Raw genomic sequence first — 20,053 nt, forward strand, 5'->3', positions numbered from 1 at the left:
GCACGCCACGCCCTTCTGCCCAACTCGCAAGCGCCGTACCGTGAATCACGCGAGACGCACCCGTCGAGTCGGGTGGCACAGGACAAGTCGGCGTGAATTAAGGGGGGTTCACATGTCGGGGGACGAAGTCGCAGGTCTCAGGCGCGACGCGATCGGGCTGCGCGAGGTCCTGTTCCAGAGCATCACGGCCATGGCGCCGGCCGCCGCGGTCGCCGCGTCCATTCCGTCCGGTGCCGCCTTCGCCGGCGGAAGCCTGCCACTCGCCGTGCTCATCGCGCTGGTGGCCTGTCTGTTCACCGCGTCGTGCGTGGCCGAGCTGGCGCGCGAGCTGCCGGCCGCGGGCTCGGTGTCCACCTATGCGGCGCAGGGCCTGCATCCGACCGTCGGCTTCCTCGTCGGCTGGGGCTATGTGTTCGTGGAGGCACTGGTGCCGCCACTGCTGCTTCTGCAACTGGGCTTCACCACGGCCGGCACCCTGCACCAGGAATGGTCCTCGTATCCGGCGGACCTGTGGTGGCCCTGGGCACTTGCAGGTGCCGCGATCATCGCGACCGCAGGGTACTTCGGAGTGCGCGCCTCGGCCCGCTTCGGCACGGTCCTCGGCATCTTCGAGGTCCTCGTCCTCCTCGTCTTCGCCGTCTGGCTCATCGTCAAGGCGGGCGGCGACAACAGCCTCACGGTGTTCGGCACTTCGCACACGGCCGACGGATACGAGGGGATCAGCGGCGTCTTCGCCGGATCGGTGTACACGGTGCTCGCCTTCGCGGGCTTCGAGGCCGCTGCTCCGCTCGCCGAGGAGACTCGCGACCCGCGCCGGACAATGCACCGGGCGGTTCTCGGCGCGGCCCTCGGCATCGGCCTCTTCTACGTGGTGACGACCTACGCCATGACGGTGTACTTCGGACCGGACAGGTTCGCGAAATTCGGGGCCTCCGGCGACGCGTCCTGGGAGGGCGTGGCCAGGGCGTCGTTCGGACTGTTCTGGGTGCTGGTCTTCCTGGCCGTGGTCAACTCGACGATCGCCAACGCCAACGCGTGCGCCAATGTCTCCACGCGCACCGCCTTCGCACTGGCCCGCATCCGCGTCCTTCCCCGCTACTTCGCTGTGCTCCATCCGAAGCACCGCTCCCCCGCCACCGGCATCGCCGTGCAGACCATCGTGGCGGTGGGCGCGGTGCTGGGCCTGGGGCTGGGCTACGACCCGGTGACCGCCTTCCTGCTTCTGGCCACGGTGATCGTCACGGTGGTGATCGGCGTCTACATCGTCGTGAACGTCGCCTGCGCCGGGTATTTCCTGCGCCGCAGACGGGAGTTGTTCCGCCCCATACGTCATCTGCTGCTGCCCCTGCTCGGCATCGTCGCGTTCGTGCCCGCCCTGCTGACCGCCGCGGGACTGCCCGTCTTCGACTTCGTCACCGAGCTGACCGCTCCCGTCTCCTACGCCGGTCCCATCGTCGGCGTGTGGATGGCCGCCGGAGTCGTGGTGCTGCTCGTTCTGATGCGACGTCACCCCGAGCGCATAGCCGAGACCGCCCGCGTCCATTTGGACGACCCCGCCCCCGTCAGTCCTTCGCAGAACGGAGCAGCGCAAGCATGAGCGACCCCCGCATCCTGACCGTCCGGCCCGAACCGGGCGACTACGCCTGGACGTTCGGCGGCGCGCCGCCCGTCGCGCGGATCGCGCCCGGCACCGTCCTCGACCTGTATACGGAGGACTGCTTCGCCGGGCGGGTGCGGTCCGAGAAGGACCTGGTGTCCGAGGTCTGCGAGTTCCCCTTCCTCAACCCGCAGACGGGTCCCTTCCACGTCGAGGGCGCCGAGCCGGGCGACACGGTCGCCGTGCACTTCGTCTCGATCGAACCGGCCCGCGACTGGGCCGCGTCGACGACGGTCCCCTTGTTCGGGGCGCTCACCTCCACGCACACCACGGCCACCCTGCAGCCGCCGCTGCCCGAGACCGTGTGGATCTGGCAGCTGGACCGAACGCGGCGCACCGCCATGTTCCGGGCGCACGACAGCGACATCGAGGCCGAGCTGCCCATGGACCCGATGCACGGCACCGTGGGGGTGGCCCCTGCCAATCTGGAGGTCCGCTCGGCCCTCGTGCCCGACGCGCACGGCGGGAACATGGACACACCCGAGATGCGCGCCGGCGTCACCTGCTACCTCGGGGTGAACGTGGAGGGCGCCCTGCTCAGCCTCGGCGACGGGCACGCCAGACAGGGCGAAGGCGAGACCTGCGGGGTCGCCGTCGAGTGCGCGATGAACACAATCGTGATCGTCGAACTGCTCAAGGGCGTCGCGACACCTTGGCCGCGCATCGAGTCGGACACGCACATCGTCTCGACTGGTTCGGCTCGCCCGTTGGAGGACGCGTTCCGTATTTCGCAGCTCGACCTGGTGCAGTGGCTGGTGCGCGACTACGGGTTCAGCGAACTGGACGCGTACCAGTTCGCGACCCAGGCGGTCGAGTCGCCGCTGGCCAACGTCTGCGACACCAACTACACCTGCGTGGCCAAGATCCGCAAAGAGTGGCTGCCCGCGCGCGAGACTCACCGCGGAATGCATGCGCAACTGCGGGAGATCGCAGCGACCCTGCGGGGCTGAGCCACGCACACCTGCGAGACGGTGCCGCATCTGCGGGGCGGCGCCACATCTGCGGGACAGCCGTACCCGCGGGGTCGCGCACCGCCCTGCGGGGTCGCGCAACACCCCGCGGGGCGGCACCACACCCCGCGGATACGGCACCACCCGCGGGACAACACCACACCTGCGGCGCCCTGGCCGCAGCCCATCGGGCGATTCATCTCCCCCCACCGAAAGGCACTTCATGGAACGGGCAAGACCGACCACCAGCAGGCGGCGGTTTCGGAAGGGCGCCGCCCTCGCCGCCGTGCCCTACGCCTTACTTCCCGACACGCAGGCCGGAGCCCAGGCCCAGGCCGTCGACTACCCCGGCGCCGAATGGCAGCCGGCCAGCACGTCCAACTACACGTCGTCGAACCGCCCCACGGCCTATCCCATCGACTACGTCGTCATCCACGTCACGCAGGAGACATACGCCGACGCACTCTCCATCTTCCAGAACCCCGCCAAGCAGGTGTCCATTCACTACCTGGTGCGCTCGGCGGACGGACACGTGGCGCAGTGCGTGCGGGAACGCGACATCGCCTGGCACGCGGGCAACTGGGACTACAACACGCGCAGCATCGGCATCGAGCACGAGGGCTGGGTGGACCAGCCCGCCTATTTCACCGACGCCCTGTACGAGCAGTCGGCCAAGCTCACCGCGGCGCTCTGCACCAAGTACGGCCTCCCGAAGGACCGGGCACACATCATCGGCCACTACGAGGTGCCGGGCACCGACCACACCGATCCCGGGCCCCTCTGGGACTGGACGCGCTACATCAGACTCGTCAACTTCGCCTGACCGCGGCGGGACGGCTGCCGCCGGCCTCGGCGGCAGCTCCGTCCTTCGGGGTGACCTGGGTCGAAAAGGTTGTCCGAGTGCGTACCCGGAGTGACGATGTCACCAGCCGCACTGCCACGCCGGGAGGCCGACTTGACCGATCCGTGGGTGGCCCTCGAGCCGGGGGCCGACCCCGCCGAACACGCGCGGATGCTGCGCCGCGCGCATGAGACGTTCACCGAGGCGGGCACGGTGACGCGTCCGGTGCGCTCGGTGGTGGCCGAGTCGTGGCGGCGTTCGGCACGGGCCGGCGTGGGGCCGGACGGCACGGCGAGTGTGGAGCTCGTCGACGGTGACCTGGGCAGCTACCGGGCCGAGCACCCGTTGGCGCGGGTGATGCCGTTGTTCCGTGAGCTGATGGGGACGTTCGCGGCCGACGGGGAGCATCTGCTGGCGGTGTGCGACGCGCACGGCAGACTGCTGTGGGTCGAGGGACATCCCACGACCCGGCGAAACGCGGGGCGGATGAACTTCGTGCCGGGTGCGCGGTGGGCCGAGGCTGCGGTGGGGACCAATGCGCCGGGGACGGCGGTCGCCGTCGACAGGCCCGTGCAGGTGTTCGCGGCCGAGCACTTCATCCGGCGTGTGCAGCCCTGGACGTGCGCGGCGGCTCCTGTGCACGATCCGCGCACCGGGCGGGTGCTCGGGGCAGTGGACATCACCGGCGGGAACGGGCTCGCGCATCCGCACAGCCTGGGCTTCGTGCAGGCGGTCGCCCGCGCCGCCGAGTCCCAACTGGCGCTGCTCGCGCCGGAGCAGTCCGCCGCCGACACCCCCGAGCTGACGGCACTGGGCCGGGACGAGGCGCAACTGCTCGTCGGCGGGCGCCGGATCAGGCTCAGCCGACGGCACAGCGAGATCCTGGTGCTGCTGGCCCGCCACCCGGAGGGGCTGACCGGCGACGAGTTGCTGTGCGCGCTCTACGAGGACGAGTCGGTGACGCCGGTGACCCTGCGAGCCGAACTGGCGCGGCTGCGCAGGGTGCTGAGCCCGGGGCTGTTGGCGTCGCGGCCCTACCGGCTGACGACACCTGTCGAAAGCGACGTCGCCGTCGTGGAACGACGGCTGGAGGCCGGGGCGGTCACGGCGGCGGCGAGCGCGTACACGGGGCCGTTGCTGCCGGGTTCCCAGGCCCCGGCGGTGGTGCGGCTCAGGCACCTCCTCGCCGATGGCCTCCGTACGGCACTGATCACCCGCCGCGACCCCGACCTGCTGACCGACTGGGCACACTCGCCGTGGGGCGAGGACGACCTCGACGTATGGCGGGCGCTCGCTGCGGTCCGACCGACGGCGCCGGTCAGGTCCCGACTGGCCGCCCTGGAGGGCGAGTTGGCGGCACCGTCCGACTGGCCGGGTGCCACGGGGCGCCGGGGAGCCACGCCGACGTAGCGCCCCAAACGGGCCCAGCGCACCGCATCGGGCGGCACCGCACATCGCACATCGCACCGGACCTCGTCACGTCCGCGCTGAATCTCGCCACGTCTGCACCGGACCTCGTCCCGTCCGCACGGACTGCGAAACGTCGGCACGGACCGCATCACGTCCGCGCGATCCGGCCCCGCGCCCGCGCAAGTCACCGCCCACGCCCGCGAGCCTGCCCGCCGCGCCCGCGCAAGCCAGCGCAGCCTGCGCGGTCCTACTCCCTGCCCGTCAGTCCCACCCCTATTCGCCCAGTCCTACCCCTGCCCGCCCAGTCCCGCCTCCCGTCTCGGCACGAGCCCGCCCCGCGCCCGCACAAGCAACCGCAACGCCCGCACGAACCTGCCTCGCGCCCGCACCGGCCCCACCGACGACAGTCATCCCCACCCAGCGACGTACGGCAACGTGTTGCCCCAACACCGCAGGCAACGTAGTTGCAACCTCCCCCTCCCTACCCTCCGGACGGAAGCTGCCCAACGGCGGGCGGCACCGCCAAGGAGGCTGAGAAGCATGACCCGTTACGCGGCGCCCGGGACCGACGGCGCGATCGTCTCCTATCAGGCACGCTACGACCACTTCATCGGTGGGGAGTACGTCCCGCCGGTGCGCGGGCAGTACTTCGAGAACCCCTCGCCGGTGAACGGGCAGCCGTTCACGGAGGTCGCGCGCGGCACGGCGGCGGACGTGGAGCGCGCACTCGACGCGGCGCACGCGGCCGCGCCCGGCTGGGGCCGTGCGTCGGTGACCGAGCGGTCCGACATCCTGCTGAAGATCGCCGACCGGATGGAGTCGAACCTCGAGAAGCTGGCGGTCGCAGAGAGCTGGGAGAACGGCAAGCCGGTGCGCGAGACGCTGGCCGCCGACATCCCGTTGGCCATCGACCACTTCCGCTACTTCGCGGGCGCGATCCGCGCGCAGGAGGGATCGCTGGGCGAGGTCGACGACGACACGGTGGCGTACCACTTCCACGAGCCGCTCGGCGTGGTCGCACAGATCATCCCGTGGAACTTCCCCATTCTGATGGCGACTTGGAAGCTGGCGCCCGCCCTCGCCGCGGGCAACGCGGTGGTCATCAAGCCGGCGGAGCAGACGCCGGCCTCCATCCACTACTGGATGAGCCTGGTCGCGGACCTGCTGCCGCCGGGTGTGGTGAACATCGTCAACGGCTTCGGTGTGGAGGCGGGCAAGCCGCTCGCGTCCAGCCCGCGGGTGGCGAAGGTGGCGTTCACCGGTGAGACCACGACGGGGCGGCTGATCATGCAGTACGCCTCCGAGAACATCAAGCCGGTCACCCTGGAGCTCGGCGGCAAGTCGCCCAACATCTTCTTCGACGACGTATGGGCGCAGAACGACGACTTCAGGGACAAGGCGCTCGAGGGCTTCACCATGTTCGCGCTCAACCAGGGCGAGGTGTGCACGTGTCCCTCGCGGGCGCTCGTCCAGCGCGGCAACTACGCCGAGTTCATCGAGGCGGCGGTCGCCCGCACCGAACTGATCAAGCCGGGGCACCCCCTGGACACCGACACGATGATCGGCGCCCAGGCCTCCAACGACCAGTTGGAGAAGATCCTTTCCTACCTCGACATCGGCCGGCAGGAGGGCGCGAAGGTTCTCACCGGCGGTGAACGCGTCGAGCACGAGGGTGAGTTGAAGGGCGGTTACTACGTCCAGCCGACCATTTTCGAGGGCGACAACCGCATGCGGATCTTCCAGGAGGAGATCTTCGGCCCGGTCGTCTCGGTGACCTCCTTCGACGACTTCGACGACGCCATCAAGATCGCCAACGACACGCTGTACGGCCTCGGGGCCGGCGTGTGGACACGGGACATGAACACGGCGTACCGCGCGGGCCGGGCCATCCAGGCGGGCCGTGTCTGGACGAACTGCTACCACGCCTACCCGGCACACGCGGCGTTCGGCGGCTACAAGCAGTCCGGTATCGGACGCGAGAACCACAAGATGATGCTGGAGCACTACCAGCAGACGAAGAACCTGCTGGTTTCCTACAGCCCACAGAAACTCGGTTTCTTCTAGAGCCTCAAGCCGGTTGCCTGGACACGTCGTTGTGCTCCAGGCAACCGGCCACGCGCGAACACTCCGACCGCGGTGCCCAACTGCCGTCCACCGCGGGCCACCCCGAAGTCGATGCGGGCCGCCATTCCCGCGGCGGGCAGCCGCGAGAGGTTGTCCAGCTGTCCAGCCCCTGGCCCAAGCACCGCGAAAAGGTCCTTGTTTTCTCCGACCACGGAGGGCAGCAGTTGTCTGACGGCGGCGTAGCGTTCCTGGCGCACGCCGAGGCCGCCCCGTTGTCTGTCAGAAGGTACGGGAGCGGCCGTGACCGGAGGATGGCGCGGATGCCCGCGCCGCCGATGAGGGCCCGCAGACCGCCGGGTTCCTCCTGGTCACCGGGCATGGGGTCGGACCGGCCCTGCGTGGGCTACTCCTGAAAAAAGCCATAGCCCTCCTGCGTCCGTGCGCGACGTCAGGCCGCTAACCAGTGCGCGCACCGGCTCAATGGCCGTCCCGTCCGGCGGGCCCCTCTTGTTGACGGTCGTCTCGGCCAACTGCTATCCATGCCTAGCCGTTAGGGGTGGTGGATGCAGGACGCGATACTGGCGATGCTGGCGAAGGAGCCTGCGCACGGCTACGACCTCGGCGTCCGCCTGCGACGGGCACTGGGGCCGCTCGGGGAGTCGATGAACGCCGGTCAGGTCTACGTGACCTTGGGCAGGTTGGAGAAGGCCGGACTCGTCGTCCACCACCGTGCGGACGGTCAGCCGGCCCGTCCGGACCGCAAGGTGTACGAGCTCACCGAGGCCGGGCAGCGGCGGGTGGCCGCCTGGCTGTCCGAACTGAAGCTGCCGAAACCCGACTTGGTGGAGTTCCATCTCAAAGTCGCCACGGCGAGCGCGGGCCGTCTCGCCGACCCAACGGAGCTGGTGGCCGCTCAGCGCCACGCTCTGAGGCAGCGCCTGCACGAAGTGCAGCGGGCCGTTCTGGGCGAACCGGAGGGGTCGACCACCGGACTGCTGCTGGAAGGGATCGCGTTGCGGCTGCAGGCGGATCTGCGGTGGCTGGATGCCTGCGACAGCGTCTGGGCGAACTTCGAGAACAAATCCGAGGAAGAATGAGCGAGTTCAACGCTGTGTTGCGGGTTCGGGGACTGTCCAAGGAGCACGGCAGCGGCGAGAGCCTGGTACGCGCCGTCGACGGAGTCGACCTGGAGGTGCCGACGGGACAGACCCTGGCGGTGATGGGGCCCAGCGGTTGCGGGAAGTCCACACTGCTGCATCTCCTGGGCGGACTCGAGCGGCCCACCCGCGGAGAGACATGGCTGGCGGGCCACCGGACGGACACCGCCGGCGAGCGTGCCCTCGCCCGGCTGCGCAGCCGTTCCGTGGGCTTCGTCTTCCAGGCCTTCCATCTGATCGAGGAGTTGACGGCGGCGGAGAACGTGGAGCTGCCCGCGCTGCTGGCGGGACGGTCCGCGCGTGCTGCGCGACGCCGTGCGCGTCTGCTGCTGGAGCAGGTCGGACTGGCCGACCGGTCCCGGCATCTGCCCTGCGAGTTGTCGGGGGGACAGCGCCAACGGGTGGCCATGGCCCGCGCCTTGGCGAACGAACCGCTGGTGCTGCTGGCGGACGAGCCGACCGGCAACCTGGACACCGCGGCGACGCTCGACGTGCTGCGCCTTTTCCAGGACCTGCGCGGCGCGGGGCAGACCCTGGTGATCGTCACGCACGACGAGCGGGTCGCGGCGAGCGCGGACCGGCTCATCACGATGCGTGACGGGAGGTTCGTCGACGACACCCAACTGGCGGGCAGCGTCGGCGGACTTGGCGGCCTCGCCGGATGGGAGGACTGAACGCCGTGAGCCGTTCCCTGGTCGTACTGCGCCTTGTTGTGGCCGACGTGCGGCGGCACCCCGCCCAGGCCCTGCTGCTCCTTCTTTCGCTGACCGTCTCAACCGCCGTGCTGGCGCTGGGGTGTTCGCTGTCCCGGGCGACCGACGCACTCTACGAGAACACCCGCGCGGCGACCGCCGGACCGGATCTGGTGGCGGTCGTGAACGGAGACGGCACCGCCCCGTCGGCGCTCAGGTCTCTCCGGAACGCGCCCGGAGTGGTCGCCCACAGCAGGACGTACCAGCGTTACTCGACGACGCTCACCACCCAGGGCTCCTCCGTGCGCACCGTGGCGCAGAGCGCCGACGCCAGGCCCGGTCCGATCGACCGCCCGCTGGTGACGTCGGGACGCTGGGTGCGGCCTGGGGGCGTCGTGGTCGAGCGCGGTTTCGCCGCCGCCCTCGGTATTCGTGTAGGAGACCGCGTAGGCGTCGCGGGCCGCGCCCTGCCGGTCGTCGGGATCGCCGTGACCGCGGCCAGTCCCATCTATCCCTGGGCAACGATGAGCGGCCCCGGCAGTGGCCCGACCGACCACAGCGGACTGGTCTGGCTGGACGAGGCGGACACCCGCCCGCTTGTCTCCGCACACGTGCCCACCACCTCGTTGCTCTACCTCAAGCTGCGTAACCCCGACGCCGCCCAGGCGTTCGCCGACTCCCACCGCGACCCCGCAGCCCCCGTCAACTTCTTCACTTGGCAGCGCATCGCCGAGCATGACGCCCTCATGCTGCGCGGCCTGCAGACCATCCTGGTCATGGGCAGTTGGATGCTCGGCTTCGTGGCCGTCGCCGGAGTCGCCACCCTCGCCGCCGGACGTGCCGCCGCCCAGACCCGGCGAATGGGTCTGCTCAAGGCCGTCGGCGCCACGCCCGGCCTCGTCGCCACCGTCCTGTTCGCCGAGTACCTGACCCTGGCCCTTATCGCCGACGCCCTGGGTCTGACAGCCGCAACGCTGACCTCGGGCGCGCTCACCAACCCCGGCGCCGGGCTGATCTCCACCAGCACCGCTCCCACCGGCACGGTCGCCGTCATCACCACTGTCTTCGCGCTGGCCACGGCGACGCTCACCACCCTCGCGCCGACCCTGCGTGCCCTGCGCACCGCTACGGTCAAGGCGCTCGCCGACCCGGCCCGCACGCCCAGGCACCGGCCCCGGTCGACCGCGGTGTCCGCAGTGCTGCCGACGTCCCTCCTGCTCGGGGTACGCCTCGTCGCCCGCCGTCCGGGCCGCGCCTTCCTGCACGCGTGCGGCACGGCAACCACGCAGACCGGGATCACCTTCCTGCTCCTGGTCTACGCCGACCGGACACAGGGATACGACCTGGGTGCAACGACACTGACCGATCTGCGGATGGTCCACGGTCGGCACGTTCTGCTGGCTCTCACCGTCGTCATGGCCGTCCTCGCACTGGTGAACACGGTCACGATCACCTGGACGACCGCGTTGGAGGCACGGCCCACCATGGCCGTCGCCCGCACCTTCGGCGCCACTCCCGCCCAGATCACCGCCGGACTCTCCCTCGCCCAGCTCCTGCCGGCCCTGCTCGGCGTCCTCGGTGGCATGCCACTGCTGCTGCTCCTCCCCCTCGTCTCCGACCAACCCTCCTATCCACCGGCCTGGTTGCTCCTGTCCGCCGCACTGGCCCCGCTCCTGGCGACCGTGGCACTGACAGCGGTTCCGGCACGCCTCGCCGCACGCCGCTCCGTGACGGAGGCCCTCGGCGTCGGGACGGTCTGAGACACCGGTTGCCGGCGCCGCCGAGACGGCCGGCTTCGTGATTTCCCACGACCCGTCCTGAAAAGCCCGACTCCACTTGCCTTGTTGTCGCGTCACGCGTCCTGATAACGCGAGGCGAGTTGCCCGCCCATCGCGGTGCGGATCTCTGCCTCGGCGGTGCCCAGTTGTTCGAGGGCCGCAGGGTCGGTGAGACCGGGAATGCACACGATTTCCCCCGTGCGCAGCGCGGCGAGCGAGGCGGTCACCACGTCCGGCGCGGACATCCCGTCGCCCTCGGCGATCGGGGTGTCCCCGTCGACCGGCCGGTCGCCCTGGGTCAGATGGAACTCGGTGGCGGTGTATCCGGGGCAGACGACCTGTACGCGTACCGGCGAATCGGCGCCCAGTTCGCCCGCGAGAATCCGCGAGAACGTGACGAGGTAGCTCTTGGTGGACGCGTACACGGCACGACCCATGCCCGGGCGTGTGGGCATGCCACCGGAGAAGGCCAGCAGTGAGGCCACGTTGATGAGCGCGCCATGTCCCCGCTCGATCATCCCCGGGAGTGCGGCCCGGGCCAGCACCGTCGGCGCGGTGACGTTGACGGCGGCCACTCGTGCCTGCAGCTGCGGGTCGACCTCGGTGAAGGGGCCGTAGCCGTTGATGCCGGCGTTGTTGACGAGCAGCGTGACGTCGGGGCCCGCGACCCGTTCCGCGACCTTCGCCAGGTCGTCCGCCTCGGCGAGGTCGGCGGTCACCGTCTCGGCCCGTACTCCGTACTCGCCTTGGAGACGCTCGGCCAGCCGGGTCAGACGGTGGGTACGGCGGGCCACCAGGACCAGGTCGTGGCCCATCGCGGCGAGTCGGGCCGCGTACTCGTCGCCGATCCCGGACGAGGCGCCCGTCACCACGGCGGTGCCGGGACGGACGGCTGGGGAGTGCGTCTCTGTCTCCAAGGTGGTGCTCCTCATGGCTCGTGCCTGCCCAGGCAGGCGTCAGGTGGGGGACGTCGGACGTCAGCAGCGGTTGTGCACGTGGGGAGGCCGGTCAGTCGCGTTCGCGCCGCACGTACTGCTCGAACGTGGTGGGCGGGCGGCCCAGGAGCCAGCGCAGCACGTTGGGGTTGCCGAGAATGCCGTAGCGGTCGTACTGGTTCACCAGCCGGGTGAAGCCGTCGATCGTGTAGTCGGGGGCGTGCTCAGGGAGCACGGCGTCGAGGGGGACCAGTTCGGCACGGACGGGAGTGCCGCCGACGTCGCTGAGAATCTCGGCGACCTGGTGTCCGGTGAGGGTGTCGGTGCCACACAGTTCGTACGTCGCCCACAGGTGTTCCTGCGGGGTGGTCAGGACGGTCGCGGCGACCTGACCGACATCGGCGAGGTCGACGAACGACAGCGGCCGGTCCAGCGAGTACGGCTGGGCGAAGCGGCCGGTGGCCAGACAGTCGGCGACCCGTACGTTCTGCATGTAGTGCATGGGCTGCAGAATCGTGAACGGCAGGCGCGAGGCGAGCAGGTGCTGTTCCACGGCCAGCTTGGACTGGTGGTTCAGCAGGGGTTCCAGCTGCGGGTGGGTCACCGACATCTGCACCACGTGTTCGACGCCGGCCCGCTGGGCGGCGTCGATGACGTTCTGGCCCATGGTGATCTCCCGCGGGTGCATGGGCGGCCCGATGTGGACGACGGCGGTGCATCCCTCGAGAGCGGTCTGCACCTCCCCCGGGTGCGTGAGGTCGGCGACGACGACCTCCTGGGCGCCCAACGCGCGTACACGTTCGGTCCGTTCGGGGGAATGGACCAGGGCGCGTACCGGGAGACCGGCCGAGTGCAGTGCGCTCAGGATGTGGCGGCCGGTGGTGCCTGCGGCGGCGGTGATCGCGATCAAGGGCTTGCCTTTCTGCCGCGTGTGGTCAGGGGCGGGTCTGGTACCGGTCGGCGAGCACGGCTCGGTTGCCGTCTCGCACCAGGGCGGACTCGACTTCCAGGAGTTGCTCCAGCAGCTCGGGATGTGCGAGTCCGGGTACGCAGACGGTGTCGCCGCGCTCGACAGCGACAGCGGTCGCGGTGGCGACGTCCTGGGCGGACATGATGTCCGCGCCGTTCTGGTTCCGGCCGGCCGACCACTCGGTCGCGACCCGGCCGGGGCAGACCACGGTGGCGCTGACACCGGTCCCCGCCAGTTCGCCCGCGAGAGTGCGGGTGAATGCCACGGTGGCGGACTTCGCCGCGGCGTAGAGGGTGCGCGGCGGCATGGTGAGGGGCGCGGTGGCGTTGGCCGAGGTGAAGGACCGCATCCCTGCGCTGAACGCCAGCAGCGAGGCGACCGTGACGATGCCGCCCTCGCCCTTGGCCAGCAGTGAGGGCAGGACGGCGTGGGCCAGGGTGACCGGCGCGGTCGCGTTCAGCCGCCACAGCCCGTCCACGTCGGTGGCGGGTACGTCCTTGAGCGGTGCGTACCCGGCGTTGCCCGCGTTCGAGACGAGCAGGTCCACGTCGCCGTTCGCGGCCCGCTCGGCGGCCGAGGCCAGGCCCTGAGGCGTGGCGAGGTCGGCGATGAACGTCTCCACCGCGGCGCCGCGTTTCTCGGCCTCGGCCGCGACGCGCTCCAGGCGGTCACGGTTCCGGGCGAGCAGCAGGAGGTCGTAGCCGCGGTCGGCGAAGGTCAGGGCGAGTTCGGCGCCGATGCCACTGCTGGCACCGGTGATCAGGGCGAGAGGACGTGTAGCCATGCTCCCACCATAGCAATTGGTTGAGTGTCATCAAGTTCTTGACATTCGCCAATGGCTGTACGCTGACCCTCATGAGTGACAGACCGGCCCCGGATGCGCCCCCCACCGGCGAGGACGTATTCGCCCGCGTGGCCTGGGCACTGCGCCGCGCCGACCTGAACCTGCAGACCGCCAAGGAACGCCCGCTGCGCGACGTCGGCGTGCCCGGGTCCCATTACTCGGTCCTGATCAGCCTGCAGACCACCCCCGGTCTGACCGGTGCGGAACTCGCCCGTCTCATCGGCGTCACCCCGCAGGCGGTGGCCCTGCTGGTCGGCAAGCTCACCGACCAGGGGCTCGTCGAGCGCCGCCCGCACCCGCGCCACCGCAATATCCAGGAACTGCATCTGACCGACGCCGGCCGGGCGGAACTCACCAAAGCCGAACGCATCGTCAGCGACCTGGAGCAACACATCCGCCGGTCCCTGGGCGACGCGCGCTACCACCAGCTGCGGGAGCTGCTGGGCCAAGTGATCGACGACCTGCCGAGCTGGACGCCTCCGCAGCCCGGCTGACCCGCTTCCGACGGAGCCCGACCGCCTGCCGCCGGGATGAGCCGACCCTTGCGGCCTCGCAAATCCAGTTGGGCGCACCTTCCTGGTTGCCCTAGTCCATTCCGGCGATGGGCTCCGTGAGGTAGCGCTGCAGGACGGGGCCGATCGCGGCGACGAGGACGTCCGTACCGCTGTCCAACAGCGGCTGCACTCCCACCACATGACGCGCCATGATCAGGCCCACCATCTGTGAGGCGGCCAGAGCCGCGCGCAGCTCGGCCTGGGGAGCGTCCAGTCCCTTGGCGAGCGGAAGGAGCATGGCTCCGGTGATCCGGTCGCGGACCATGCGGGCGGCCGCTTCCTCCGAGGCGGCCGCCCGCATCAGGCCGGTGAGTTTCTGACGCCCCTCCGTGTTTTCGGTGAGCCGCAGGACGTGCTGGGCCAGCCGTTGCCCGATCGTCTCCCGCGGCCCGCCGAGCAGGTCCGCCAGCACCTCCTCGGGGTCCATCGGAAAGGGCGCCGCGGCGGCGAACAGCTGCTGCTTGGAACCGAAGTAGTGCGAGACGAGCGCGGCATCCACCTCGGCGTCCGCCGCGATCCGTCTCAACGAGGCCCGGTCGTAGCCGAGTTCGGCGAACTGACGGCGCGCCGCGTCAAGGATCGCCTCCTTGGCGCGGGCATCGCCCGGGCGGCGGCCGCGTGGGGGGCGTGTGGACATCGTGCACCTCCTGGCGCGGGTTGACAGCGCATTTCATCAACCGCAGAATTAAATTTCATCACGCGATGAAATGAAGTCTAGCGGCCTGATCATGGCCGCCTTATCGCCGTGTCCATCGAAACCCTCTCCGCGCGGGAGCGCCCACTCATGCCCATCGACACACCGCAAACCCAGTCGGCAGCATCACAGGACGACGGGGCAGCCCCGCGTCACTGGTGGATCCTCGCCGTCATCGCCGTCGCCCAGCTGATGGTGGTCCTGGATGCCACGATCGTGAACATCGCGCTCCCCTCGGCGCAGCGCGACCTCGGATTCTCCGACGCGGACCGGCAGTGGGTGGTGACCGCCTATTCACTGGCGTTCGGCAGCCTGCTGCTCATCGGCGGACGCCTGGCGGACCTCCTCGGCCACAAGATCGTCTTCCTCGTCGGCGCCACGGGCTTCGCGGTCTCGTCCGCCCTGGCCGGTGCCGCCGACAGCTTCACGCTCCTGGTCTGCGGTCGAGCGCTCCAGGGCGTGTTCGGTGCCGTACTGGCACCCGCGGCCCTCTCCCTGCTGAACATCACCTTCCCCGAGGGCAAACCGCGCGCCAGGGCCTTTGGCATCTTCGGCGCCATCGCGGGCGCGGGCGGCGCCATCGGCCTGCTGCTCGGCGGCGTACTGACGGAGCACCTGAACTGGCGCTGGACCCTCTACGTCAACCTCGTCTTCGCGGTCATCGCCGTCATCGGAGGCGTGCTCCTGCTGGACAAGCGCCGCCACGACGACACGGCCCGCCTCGACATTCCCGGCACCCTGCTGGTCTCCGCAGGACTCTTCGGCATCGTCTACGGCCTTGGCAACGCCGATACGCACGGCTGGTCCTCGGCCATGACATGGGGCTTCCTGGTCCTGGGCCTCGTGCTCGTCGCGGCGTTCGGCTTCTGGCAGGCGCGTGCCGCCAACCCGCTGCTGCCGCTGCGCATCCTGAACGACCGCGACCGCGCAGCCTCGTTCTCGGCGATCCTCGTCGCGGCCTCCGGCATGTTCGGCATCTTCCTCTTCCTCACCTACTACCTTCAGGTGTCGCTCAAGTACACGCCGGTCGGCACCGGTGTCGCGTTCCTGCCGATGATCGCCGCAATCGTCATCTCCGCACAGCTCGCCACCAACCTCACCGTTACGAAGGTCGGCGTACGTGTGGCGGTCCCCACGGGCATGGCCCTCGCCGCCGTCGGCATGGTCTGGCTGACCAACATCGGCCTCGACACCTCGTACAACACGCACGTCCTGCCGCCGCTGCTGGTGATCGGCCTCGGCCTGGGACATGTCGTGCCGCCCGCCCTCGGCACGGCCACGGCCGGAGTGGGCCGCGACGACGCCGGCGCGGCGTCGGCCGCGACCAACACGATGCAGCAGATCGGCGGATCCATCGGCACCGCCCTGCTCAACACCATCGCCACCAGTGCCGTGAGTTCCTACCTGAAGGGCAAAGTCCCCAGCAAGTCGGTCCTCGCCCAGGCGCAGTTGCACAGCTACACCACCGCGTTCTGGTGGGCGGCGGGCATCTTCGGGCTCGGCGCCCTCTGCACCGGGCTGCTCTACCGGAGCCGCAGCCACGACACCGCGCCCGACGCGGAGCCCGTGAGTTCCTGAGCGTCCACGTCCGGTCCGACGAACCGCGCCCAGCGGTTCGCAACCGGCACCGGCCCGGACCCGGCCACCACAGGCCGGGTCCGGGCCGGTGCCCGTCAGGGGCGTCTCAGAGGGGGAAGTGCTGATCGCGGTTGATGGTCACGGTCTGCAGGTACGTGAACTCGTTGATCGTCCCGGCGCCGCCGAACCGGCCGTAGCCACTGTCCTTGACGCCGCCGTAGGGCACATGCGACTCGACCGCGAACGTCGAGCCGTTGATGTGCACGTTTGCGCTCTCCCAGCGGCCGGCCATCTCCAGTGCGAGCGTGATGTCGCTGGTGAAGATCGAGCCGGCCAGGCCGTACGCGGTGTCGTTCGCGATGGCGAGGGCCTCCTCGGCGCTGTCGACCCGGGTGATGCACGCGGCCGGCCCGAACGTCTCCTCGGTGTAGATGCGCATGCCCGCGTCGACATGGTCGAGGACCGCCGGCTGGATGAAGGTCCCGTCGCGTCCGCCACCGGTCAGCAGGGTGGCACCGCGGGACACCGCGTCGTCGATGAGTTCCTTCACCCGTACGGCCTGTTCCTCGCCGATCAGGCACGTCAGATCGACCTCGCCCAGCCGGGGGTCGCCCACCCTCAGGGTGGCGGTGCGCTCGGCGAGCCGGCGGGCGAACTCGTCGGCGACCGGCGCCTCCACGAGGATCCGGCCGGTCGTCATACAGATCTGGCCCTGGTAGAGGAAGCTGCCCATCGTCGCGGCGGACACGGCCTGGTCGAGGTCGGCGTCCCGCAGGACGATCATCGAGTTCTTCCCGCCGAGTTCGAGCAGCACCGGCTTGAGGTGCTCGCCCGCCAGGGCGGCCACGATCCTGCCGACCTTCGACGAGCCGGTGAAGTTGACGTGCCGTACGGAGGGGTGAGCGACGAGCGCGCGGACGATGTCCGGGCCGTTCTCGGGTGCGTTCACGACCACGTTCACCACCCCTTCCGGGAAGCCCGCCTCGGCGAAGACCTCACCGATGAGCAGATGGGTGGCCGGGCTGAGTTCGGACCCGCGCATGACCGTGGTGTTGCCGCACGCGAGCGGCATCGCGACCGAACGCGTCGACAGCGAGATCGTCCCGTTCCACGGCGCGATGCCCAGCGTCACGCCCAGCGGCCGACGGATGCTCATGGTGAAGACGCCGGGGAGGTTGGAGGGGATCACCTCGCCGTTGATCCGGGTGCACACCGACGCGGCCTCGCGCAGGTTGTTGGCCCCGATAGCCATGTTGTGACCGATCGCGCGGCCGGTCGCGGCCACCTCGGACGTCAGCAGCCGCTGCAGGTCCGGCCCGCGCTTCTCGAGGAGGTCGGCCGCCCGCAGGAGCAGCCGCCTGCGTTCGATGGGCTTGGTCTGTGACCACTCGGGAAAGGCGGCAGCGGCCCGGTCGACCGCGGCGGTCGCCTCGGCGACGGTCATCGCGGGCGCCGTGCTCGCGACCTTGCCGGTCAGCGGCTCCAGGCGTTCGAACACCGGTCCCGCGTCGGGGGCGTGGTCAGGTGTGGTCAGCGTCATTGCTGTACTCCTTCGACGGTGCGGGTGCTGTTTTCAGACGGGGTCCAGGCCCAGCAGGCGCTCGGCGTTGCTGTGGGCGATCTTGCACTTGTCCGCGGGCGCCAGAGCCAGCTCGTGCAGGAACCGCACGGCCGGGCCGGTCTCTTCGTACGGGTAGTCGATGGCGAACATGACGTTGTCGATGCCGAGGGCGTGGACGGCACCGATCAGCGCGGCCGGTGAGCACACGCCGCTGGTGGTGATCGCCAGGCGCTGCCGGAGGTACTCGGAGGGAAGCTTCGTCAGTTCACGAGGCAGCTTGATCTTCTGCGCCATGGAGTCGAACCGGGCGAGCTGGAAGGGCAGGAACTCCCCCATGTGCCCCAGGATCAGACGGGCACCCGGGAACCTGTCGAAGACACCCCCGAAGACCAGGCGCATCGCGTGGGCTCCGGTGTCGGATGCCCAGCGGTACATGGCACCGCCGAGTTCCGGGTGGCCGTCGAGCACCTTCCACGCGTCGTCGGCGGGCGCCGGATGGGGGTGCAGATAGAGCGGCTTGCGCAGCTGTTCCAGTTCGGCCCAGACCGGGTCGAAGCGGGGCTCGTCCAGGTAGTGACCCAGGGTCGGGCCATTGACGAGTGCGCCGCTGAGCCCCAACTCCACGACCGCGCGCCGCAGTTCCTTGGCGGCGGCGTCGGGGTTCTGCAGGGGCAGCGCGGCGAGCCCGGCGAAACGGGTGGGGTGCGCGGCGATGACCTCGGCGAGGAAGTCGTTGGCGCGCCGCGCGTCGTCGACCGCCGCAACCGCGTCCGTCCGACCCTGCACGCCGGGCGATCCCAGGGACAGAACCTGCACGTCGACGCCGTGCTCGTCCATGTCCGGGATCCGGTACTCGGTGAAGTCGCTGATGCGTTGCCTGACATGGGTCAGCATGGCGGGCTGCATGACGCGCTCCACCGCGCTCATCGGCCGGCCGCCGGGGGGCACGTCCGGTGACCGGGGCGGGGCGATCCGGAACGCTTCTTCCAGGGCGATGATCCTCATCCTGGCCTCAGCTCCCGCTCGACGCGGTGGCGACGAGACTCCAGCCGGAGCCGTCTGCGGACCTGTCCCGGACCCAGGTACGCGTCACGCTGGCCACCAAGGGGCGTCGTTGGTTTCCGCGGGCCACGGTGGCCTGCATCTTGCCGGTGATCACGGCGGTGTGGTCGAAGTGCAGGCTCGGCCCCTCGGTCATCGTGAACTCGACGATGCGCGGTCCGTCGCTCTGCTCGTTCCGGTCCAGGTAGGCGCGACCGGTCTCGAACCGGCCGTCGTGGTGGACGACGACTGCGTCCGGTCGCAGCAGCTTGCGCAGCGTCGCGATGTCTCCGGCGCCCATGGCCTTCTGCCATGCGTCGTCGTAGGCCGCGACCTCGTTCGGGACAGAGGATGCGTCGGTCATGTCTTCCTCCCAAGGTGGATGCGCTCCCGAGGTGGAACGCTCCCGAGGTGGATACGGCGTCGCCGACGACCGCCCCGTGGTGCCGGGGCGGACGGTCGGTCGGGAAGGAGTGGAGAAGTACCTGGGGTCGGATCAGGCCAGGTCAGGTGAGGTCAGGCCAGGTGAGGCCAGGTCAGGTCAGGTCGGATCGCGCCGGCAGGGCGCCGGAGATCGACTCCGCGGCCCGGTGGACCTTCTTGCCGTAGTCGTCGAGCAGCTCGTCGGGCATCCGGCTCGCGGGCCCGGAGATCGACAGTGAAGCGACGGTGTGGCCACCCTGCCGGATCGCGGCGCCGACGGAGACGACGCCTTCCTCGATCTCCTCGTGGCAGACCGCGTAACCGAGCTCGGTGATCCTCGCGAGCTCCGCACGCAGTACGGCGGGGTCGACGATGGTCCGCTTGGTGGTGGCCGCCAGGCCCTCCGCCAGGTAAGCCTCGACTTCCTCGGACGGAAGCGAGGCCAGGATCGCCTTGCCGTTGGACGTGGCGTGCAACGCGCCGCGGGTGCCCAGCGACACCACCGCGCGCAGTGGCCGTGGGCTGTCGATCCGCTCCACGAGGACGGCGTCGCGACCGGAGGGCACCACGAGGTGCACGGTCTCGCCCACCTCGGCACTGAGGGCCTTCATGACCGGCAGCGCTGCCGATCGAAGCCCTCCGCGAGAACTGACGACGCTGCCCACCACGAAGGCCCGCACCCCGACCTGCCAGCGACCGGTGTCCTCGTACGGCTCGATCCAACCCGCCTCGGCGAGCGTGGCCAGGCTGCGTTGCACCGTGGCTTTGGGCAGTCGGAGGGTCCGGGCCAGCGCGCTGAGCCCGACGGGTTGGTCGACCGCCACCGCTTCGAGGACCTGGAGCGCGGTGGTCACGCTGCGCATGGCCGTGCCACGTCTCCCGGCGGTTGGCACGGTGTCCTCCG

18 protein-coding genes are annotated in these 20,053 nt (G+C 70.1%); 10 read left to right on the plus strand and 8 right to left on the minus strand.

Annotation, left to right across the window (positions count from 1 at the left end; genetic code table 11):
• The first annotated feature begins 112 nt into the window (after positions 1-112).
• From JYK17_RS00640 to JYK17_RS00675, 8 genes are all read left to right on the plus strand, one after another.
• Entirely contained in the window at positions 113-1,597 is a 1,485-nt protein-coding gene (locus JYK17_RS00640) for an APC family permease (RefSeq protein WP_222809537.1), read from the plus strand.
• Entirely contained in the window at positions 1,594-2,607 is a 1,014-nt protein-coding gene (locus JYK17_RS00645; RefSeq protein WP_222809538.1) for an acetamidase/formamidase family protein, read from the plus strand. Before JYK17_RS00640 ends, JYK17_RS00645 begins: the two co-directional genes overlap by 4 nt.
• A 223-nt stretch (positions 2,608-2,830) precedes the next feature.
• Positions 2,831-3,430, plus strand: coding sequence for an N-acetylmuramoyl-L-alanine amidase (locus tag JYK17_RS00650; protein ID WP_222809539.1), 600 nt, complete (start codon positions 2,831-2,833; stop codon positions 3,428-3,430).
• 132 nt (positions 3,431-3,562) lie between these two features.
• A complete protein-coding gene (locus tag JYK17_RS00655; RefSeq protein WP_222809540.1) occupies positions 3,563-4,858 on the plus strand; it encodes a GAF domain-containing protein in 1,296 nt (431 codons plus the stop codon).
• Between the two features lie 540 nt (positions 4,859-5,398).
• On the plus strand, positions 5,399-6,922 hold the full coding sequence (gene exaC, locus JYK17_RS00660; protein WP_128803828.1) for an acetaldehyde dehydrogenase ExaC: 1,524 nt from the start codon (positions 5,399-5,401) through the stop codon (positions 6,920-6,922).
• Between the two features lie 563 nt (positions 6,923-7,485).
• The gene (locus tag JYK17_RS00665; protein ID WP_128803827.1) at positions 7,486-8,019 is read left to right on the plus strand and encodes a PadR family transcriptional regulator; all 534 of its coding nucleotides are present in this window, start codon (positions 7,486-7,488) and stop codon (positions 8,017-8,019) included.
• Positions 8,016-8,753, plus strand: coding sequence for an ABC transporter ATP-binding protein (locus tag JYK17_RS00670; RefSeq protein ID WP_108009636.1), 738 nt, complete (start codon positions 8,016-8,018; stop codon positions 8,751-8,753). Before JYK17_RS00665 ends, JYK17_RS00670 begins: the two co-directional genes overlap by 4 nt.
• 5 nt (positions 8,754-8,758) lie before the next feature.
• A complete protein-coding gene (locus tag JYK17_RS00675; RefSeq protein ID WP_206660212.1) occupies positions 8,759-10,531 on the plus strand; it encodes an ABC transporter permease in 1,773 nt (590 codons plus the stop codon).
• 92 nt (positions 10,532-10,623) lie between these two features.
• On the opposite strand, the gene JYK17_RS00680 is transcribed toward JYK17_RS00675, so the two are convergent.
• The 3 genes from JYK17_RS00680 to JYK17_RS00690 all read right to left on the minus strand — a co-directional run bounded on the left by JYK17_RS00680 (position 10,624) and on the right by JYK17_RS00690 (position 13,238).
• Positions 10,624-11,466 (minus strand): SDR family NAD(P)-dependent oxidoreductase, encoded by an 843-nt coding sequence (locus JYK17_RS00680; protein ID WP_234547448.1) that lies wholly within the window; start codon positions 11,464-11,466, stop codon positions 10,624-10,626.
• 91 nt (positions 11,467-11,557) lie between these two features.
• On the minus strand, positions 11,558-12,394 hold the full coding sequence (locus tag JYK17_RS00685; protein WP_164932316.1) for an SDR family oxidoreductase: 837 nt from the start codon (positions 12,392-12,394) through the stop codon (positions 11,558-11,560).
• 25 nt (positions 12,395-12,419) lie between these two features.
• Positions 12,420-13,238: an SDR family NAD(P)-dependent oxidoreductase gene (locus JYK17_RS00690; protein ID WP_128803825.1), complete on the minus strand. Its 819-nt coding sequence runs from the start codon at positions 13,236-13,238 to the stop codon at positions 12,420-12,422.
• 71 nt (positions 13,239-13,309) lie between these two features.
• Between JYK17_RS00690 and JYK17_RS00695 the strand changes: the two genes are divergently transcribed.
• Entirely contained in the window at positions 13,310-13,792 is a 483-nt protein-coding gene (locus JYK17_RS00695; RefSeq protein ID WP_164932315.1) for a MarR family winged helix-turn-helix transcriptional regulator, read from the plus strand.
• A 91-nt stretch (positions 13,793-13,883) separates the two neighbouring features.
• On the opposite strand, the gene JYK17_RS00700 is transcribed toward JYK17_RS00695, so the two are convergent.
• Entirely contained in the window at positions 13,884-14,489 is a 606-nt protein-coding gene (locus JYK17_RS00700; RefSeq protein ID WP_108009646.1) for a TetR/AcrR family transcriptional regulator, read from the minus strand.
• A gap of 147 nt (positions 14,490-14,636) precedes the next feature.
• Here JYK17_RS00700 and JYK17_RS00705 point away from each other — a divergent pair, with 147 nt between their 5' ends.
• Positions 14,637-16,124: an MFS transporter gene (locus JYK17_RS00705; RefSeq protein WP_108010158.1), complete on the plus strand. Its 1,488-nt coding sequence runs from the start codon at positions 14,637-14,639 to the stop codon at positions 16,122-16,124.
• Between the two features lie 106 nt (positions 16,125-16,230).
• Here the strand turns inward: JYK17_RS00705 and JYK17_RS00710 are convergent, their stop codons facing one another.
• The 4 genes from JYK17_RS00710 to JYK17_RS00725 all read right to left on the minus strand — a co-directional run bounded on the left by JYK17_RS00710 (position 16,231) and on the right by JYK17_RS00725 (position 20,012).
• A complete protein-coding gene (locus JYK17_RS00710; RefSeq protein WP_108009648.1) occupies positions 16,231-17,664 on the minus strand; it encodes an aldehyde dehydrogenase family protein in 1,434 nt (477 codons plus the stop codon).
• 33 nt (positions 17,665-17,697) lie between these two features.
• Positions 17,698-18,690 (minus strand): amidohydrolase family protein, encoded by a 993-nt coding sequence (locus JYK17_RS00715; RefSeq protein ID WP_108009650.1) that lies wholly within the window; start codon positions 18,688-18,690, stop codon positions 17,698-17,700.
• Between the two features lie 7 nt (positions 18,691-18,697).
• Positions 18,698-19,090: a nuclear transport factor 2 family protein gene (locus tag JYK17_RS00720; protein WP_108009652.1), complete on the minus strand. Its 393-nt coding sequence runs from the start codon at positions 19,088-19,090 to the stop codon at positions 18,698-18,700.
• A gap of 172 nt (positions 19,091-19,262) precedes the next feature.
• Positions 19,263-20,012: an IclR family transcriptional regulator gene (locus tag JYK17_RS00725; protein ID WP_108010160.1), complete on the minus strand. Its 750-nt coding sequence runs from the start codon at positions 20,010-20,012 to the stop codon at positions 19,263-19,265.
• Between the last annotated feature and the right edge of the window lie 41 nt (positions 20,013-20,053).

It is taken from the genome of Streptomyces plumbidurans (genome assembly GCF_019857225.1).
Lineage (GTDB): Bacteria > Actinomycetota > Actinomycetes > Streptomycetales > Streptomycetaceae > Streptomyces > Streptomyces plumbidurans.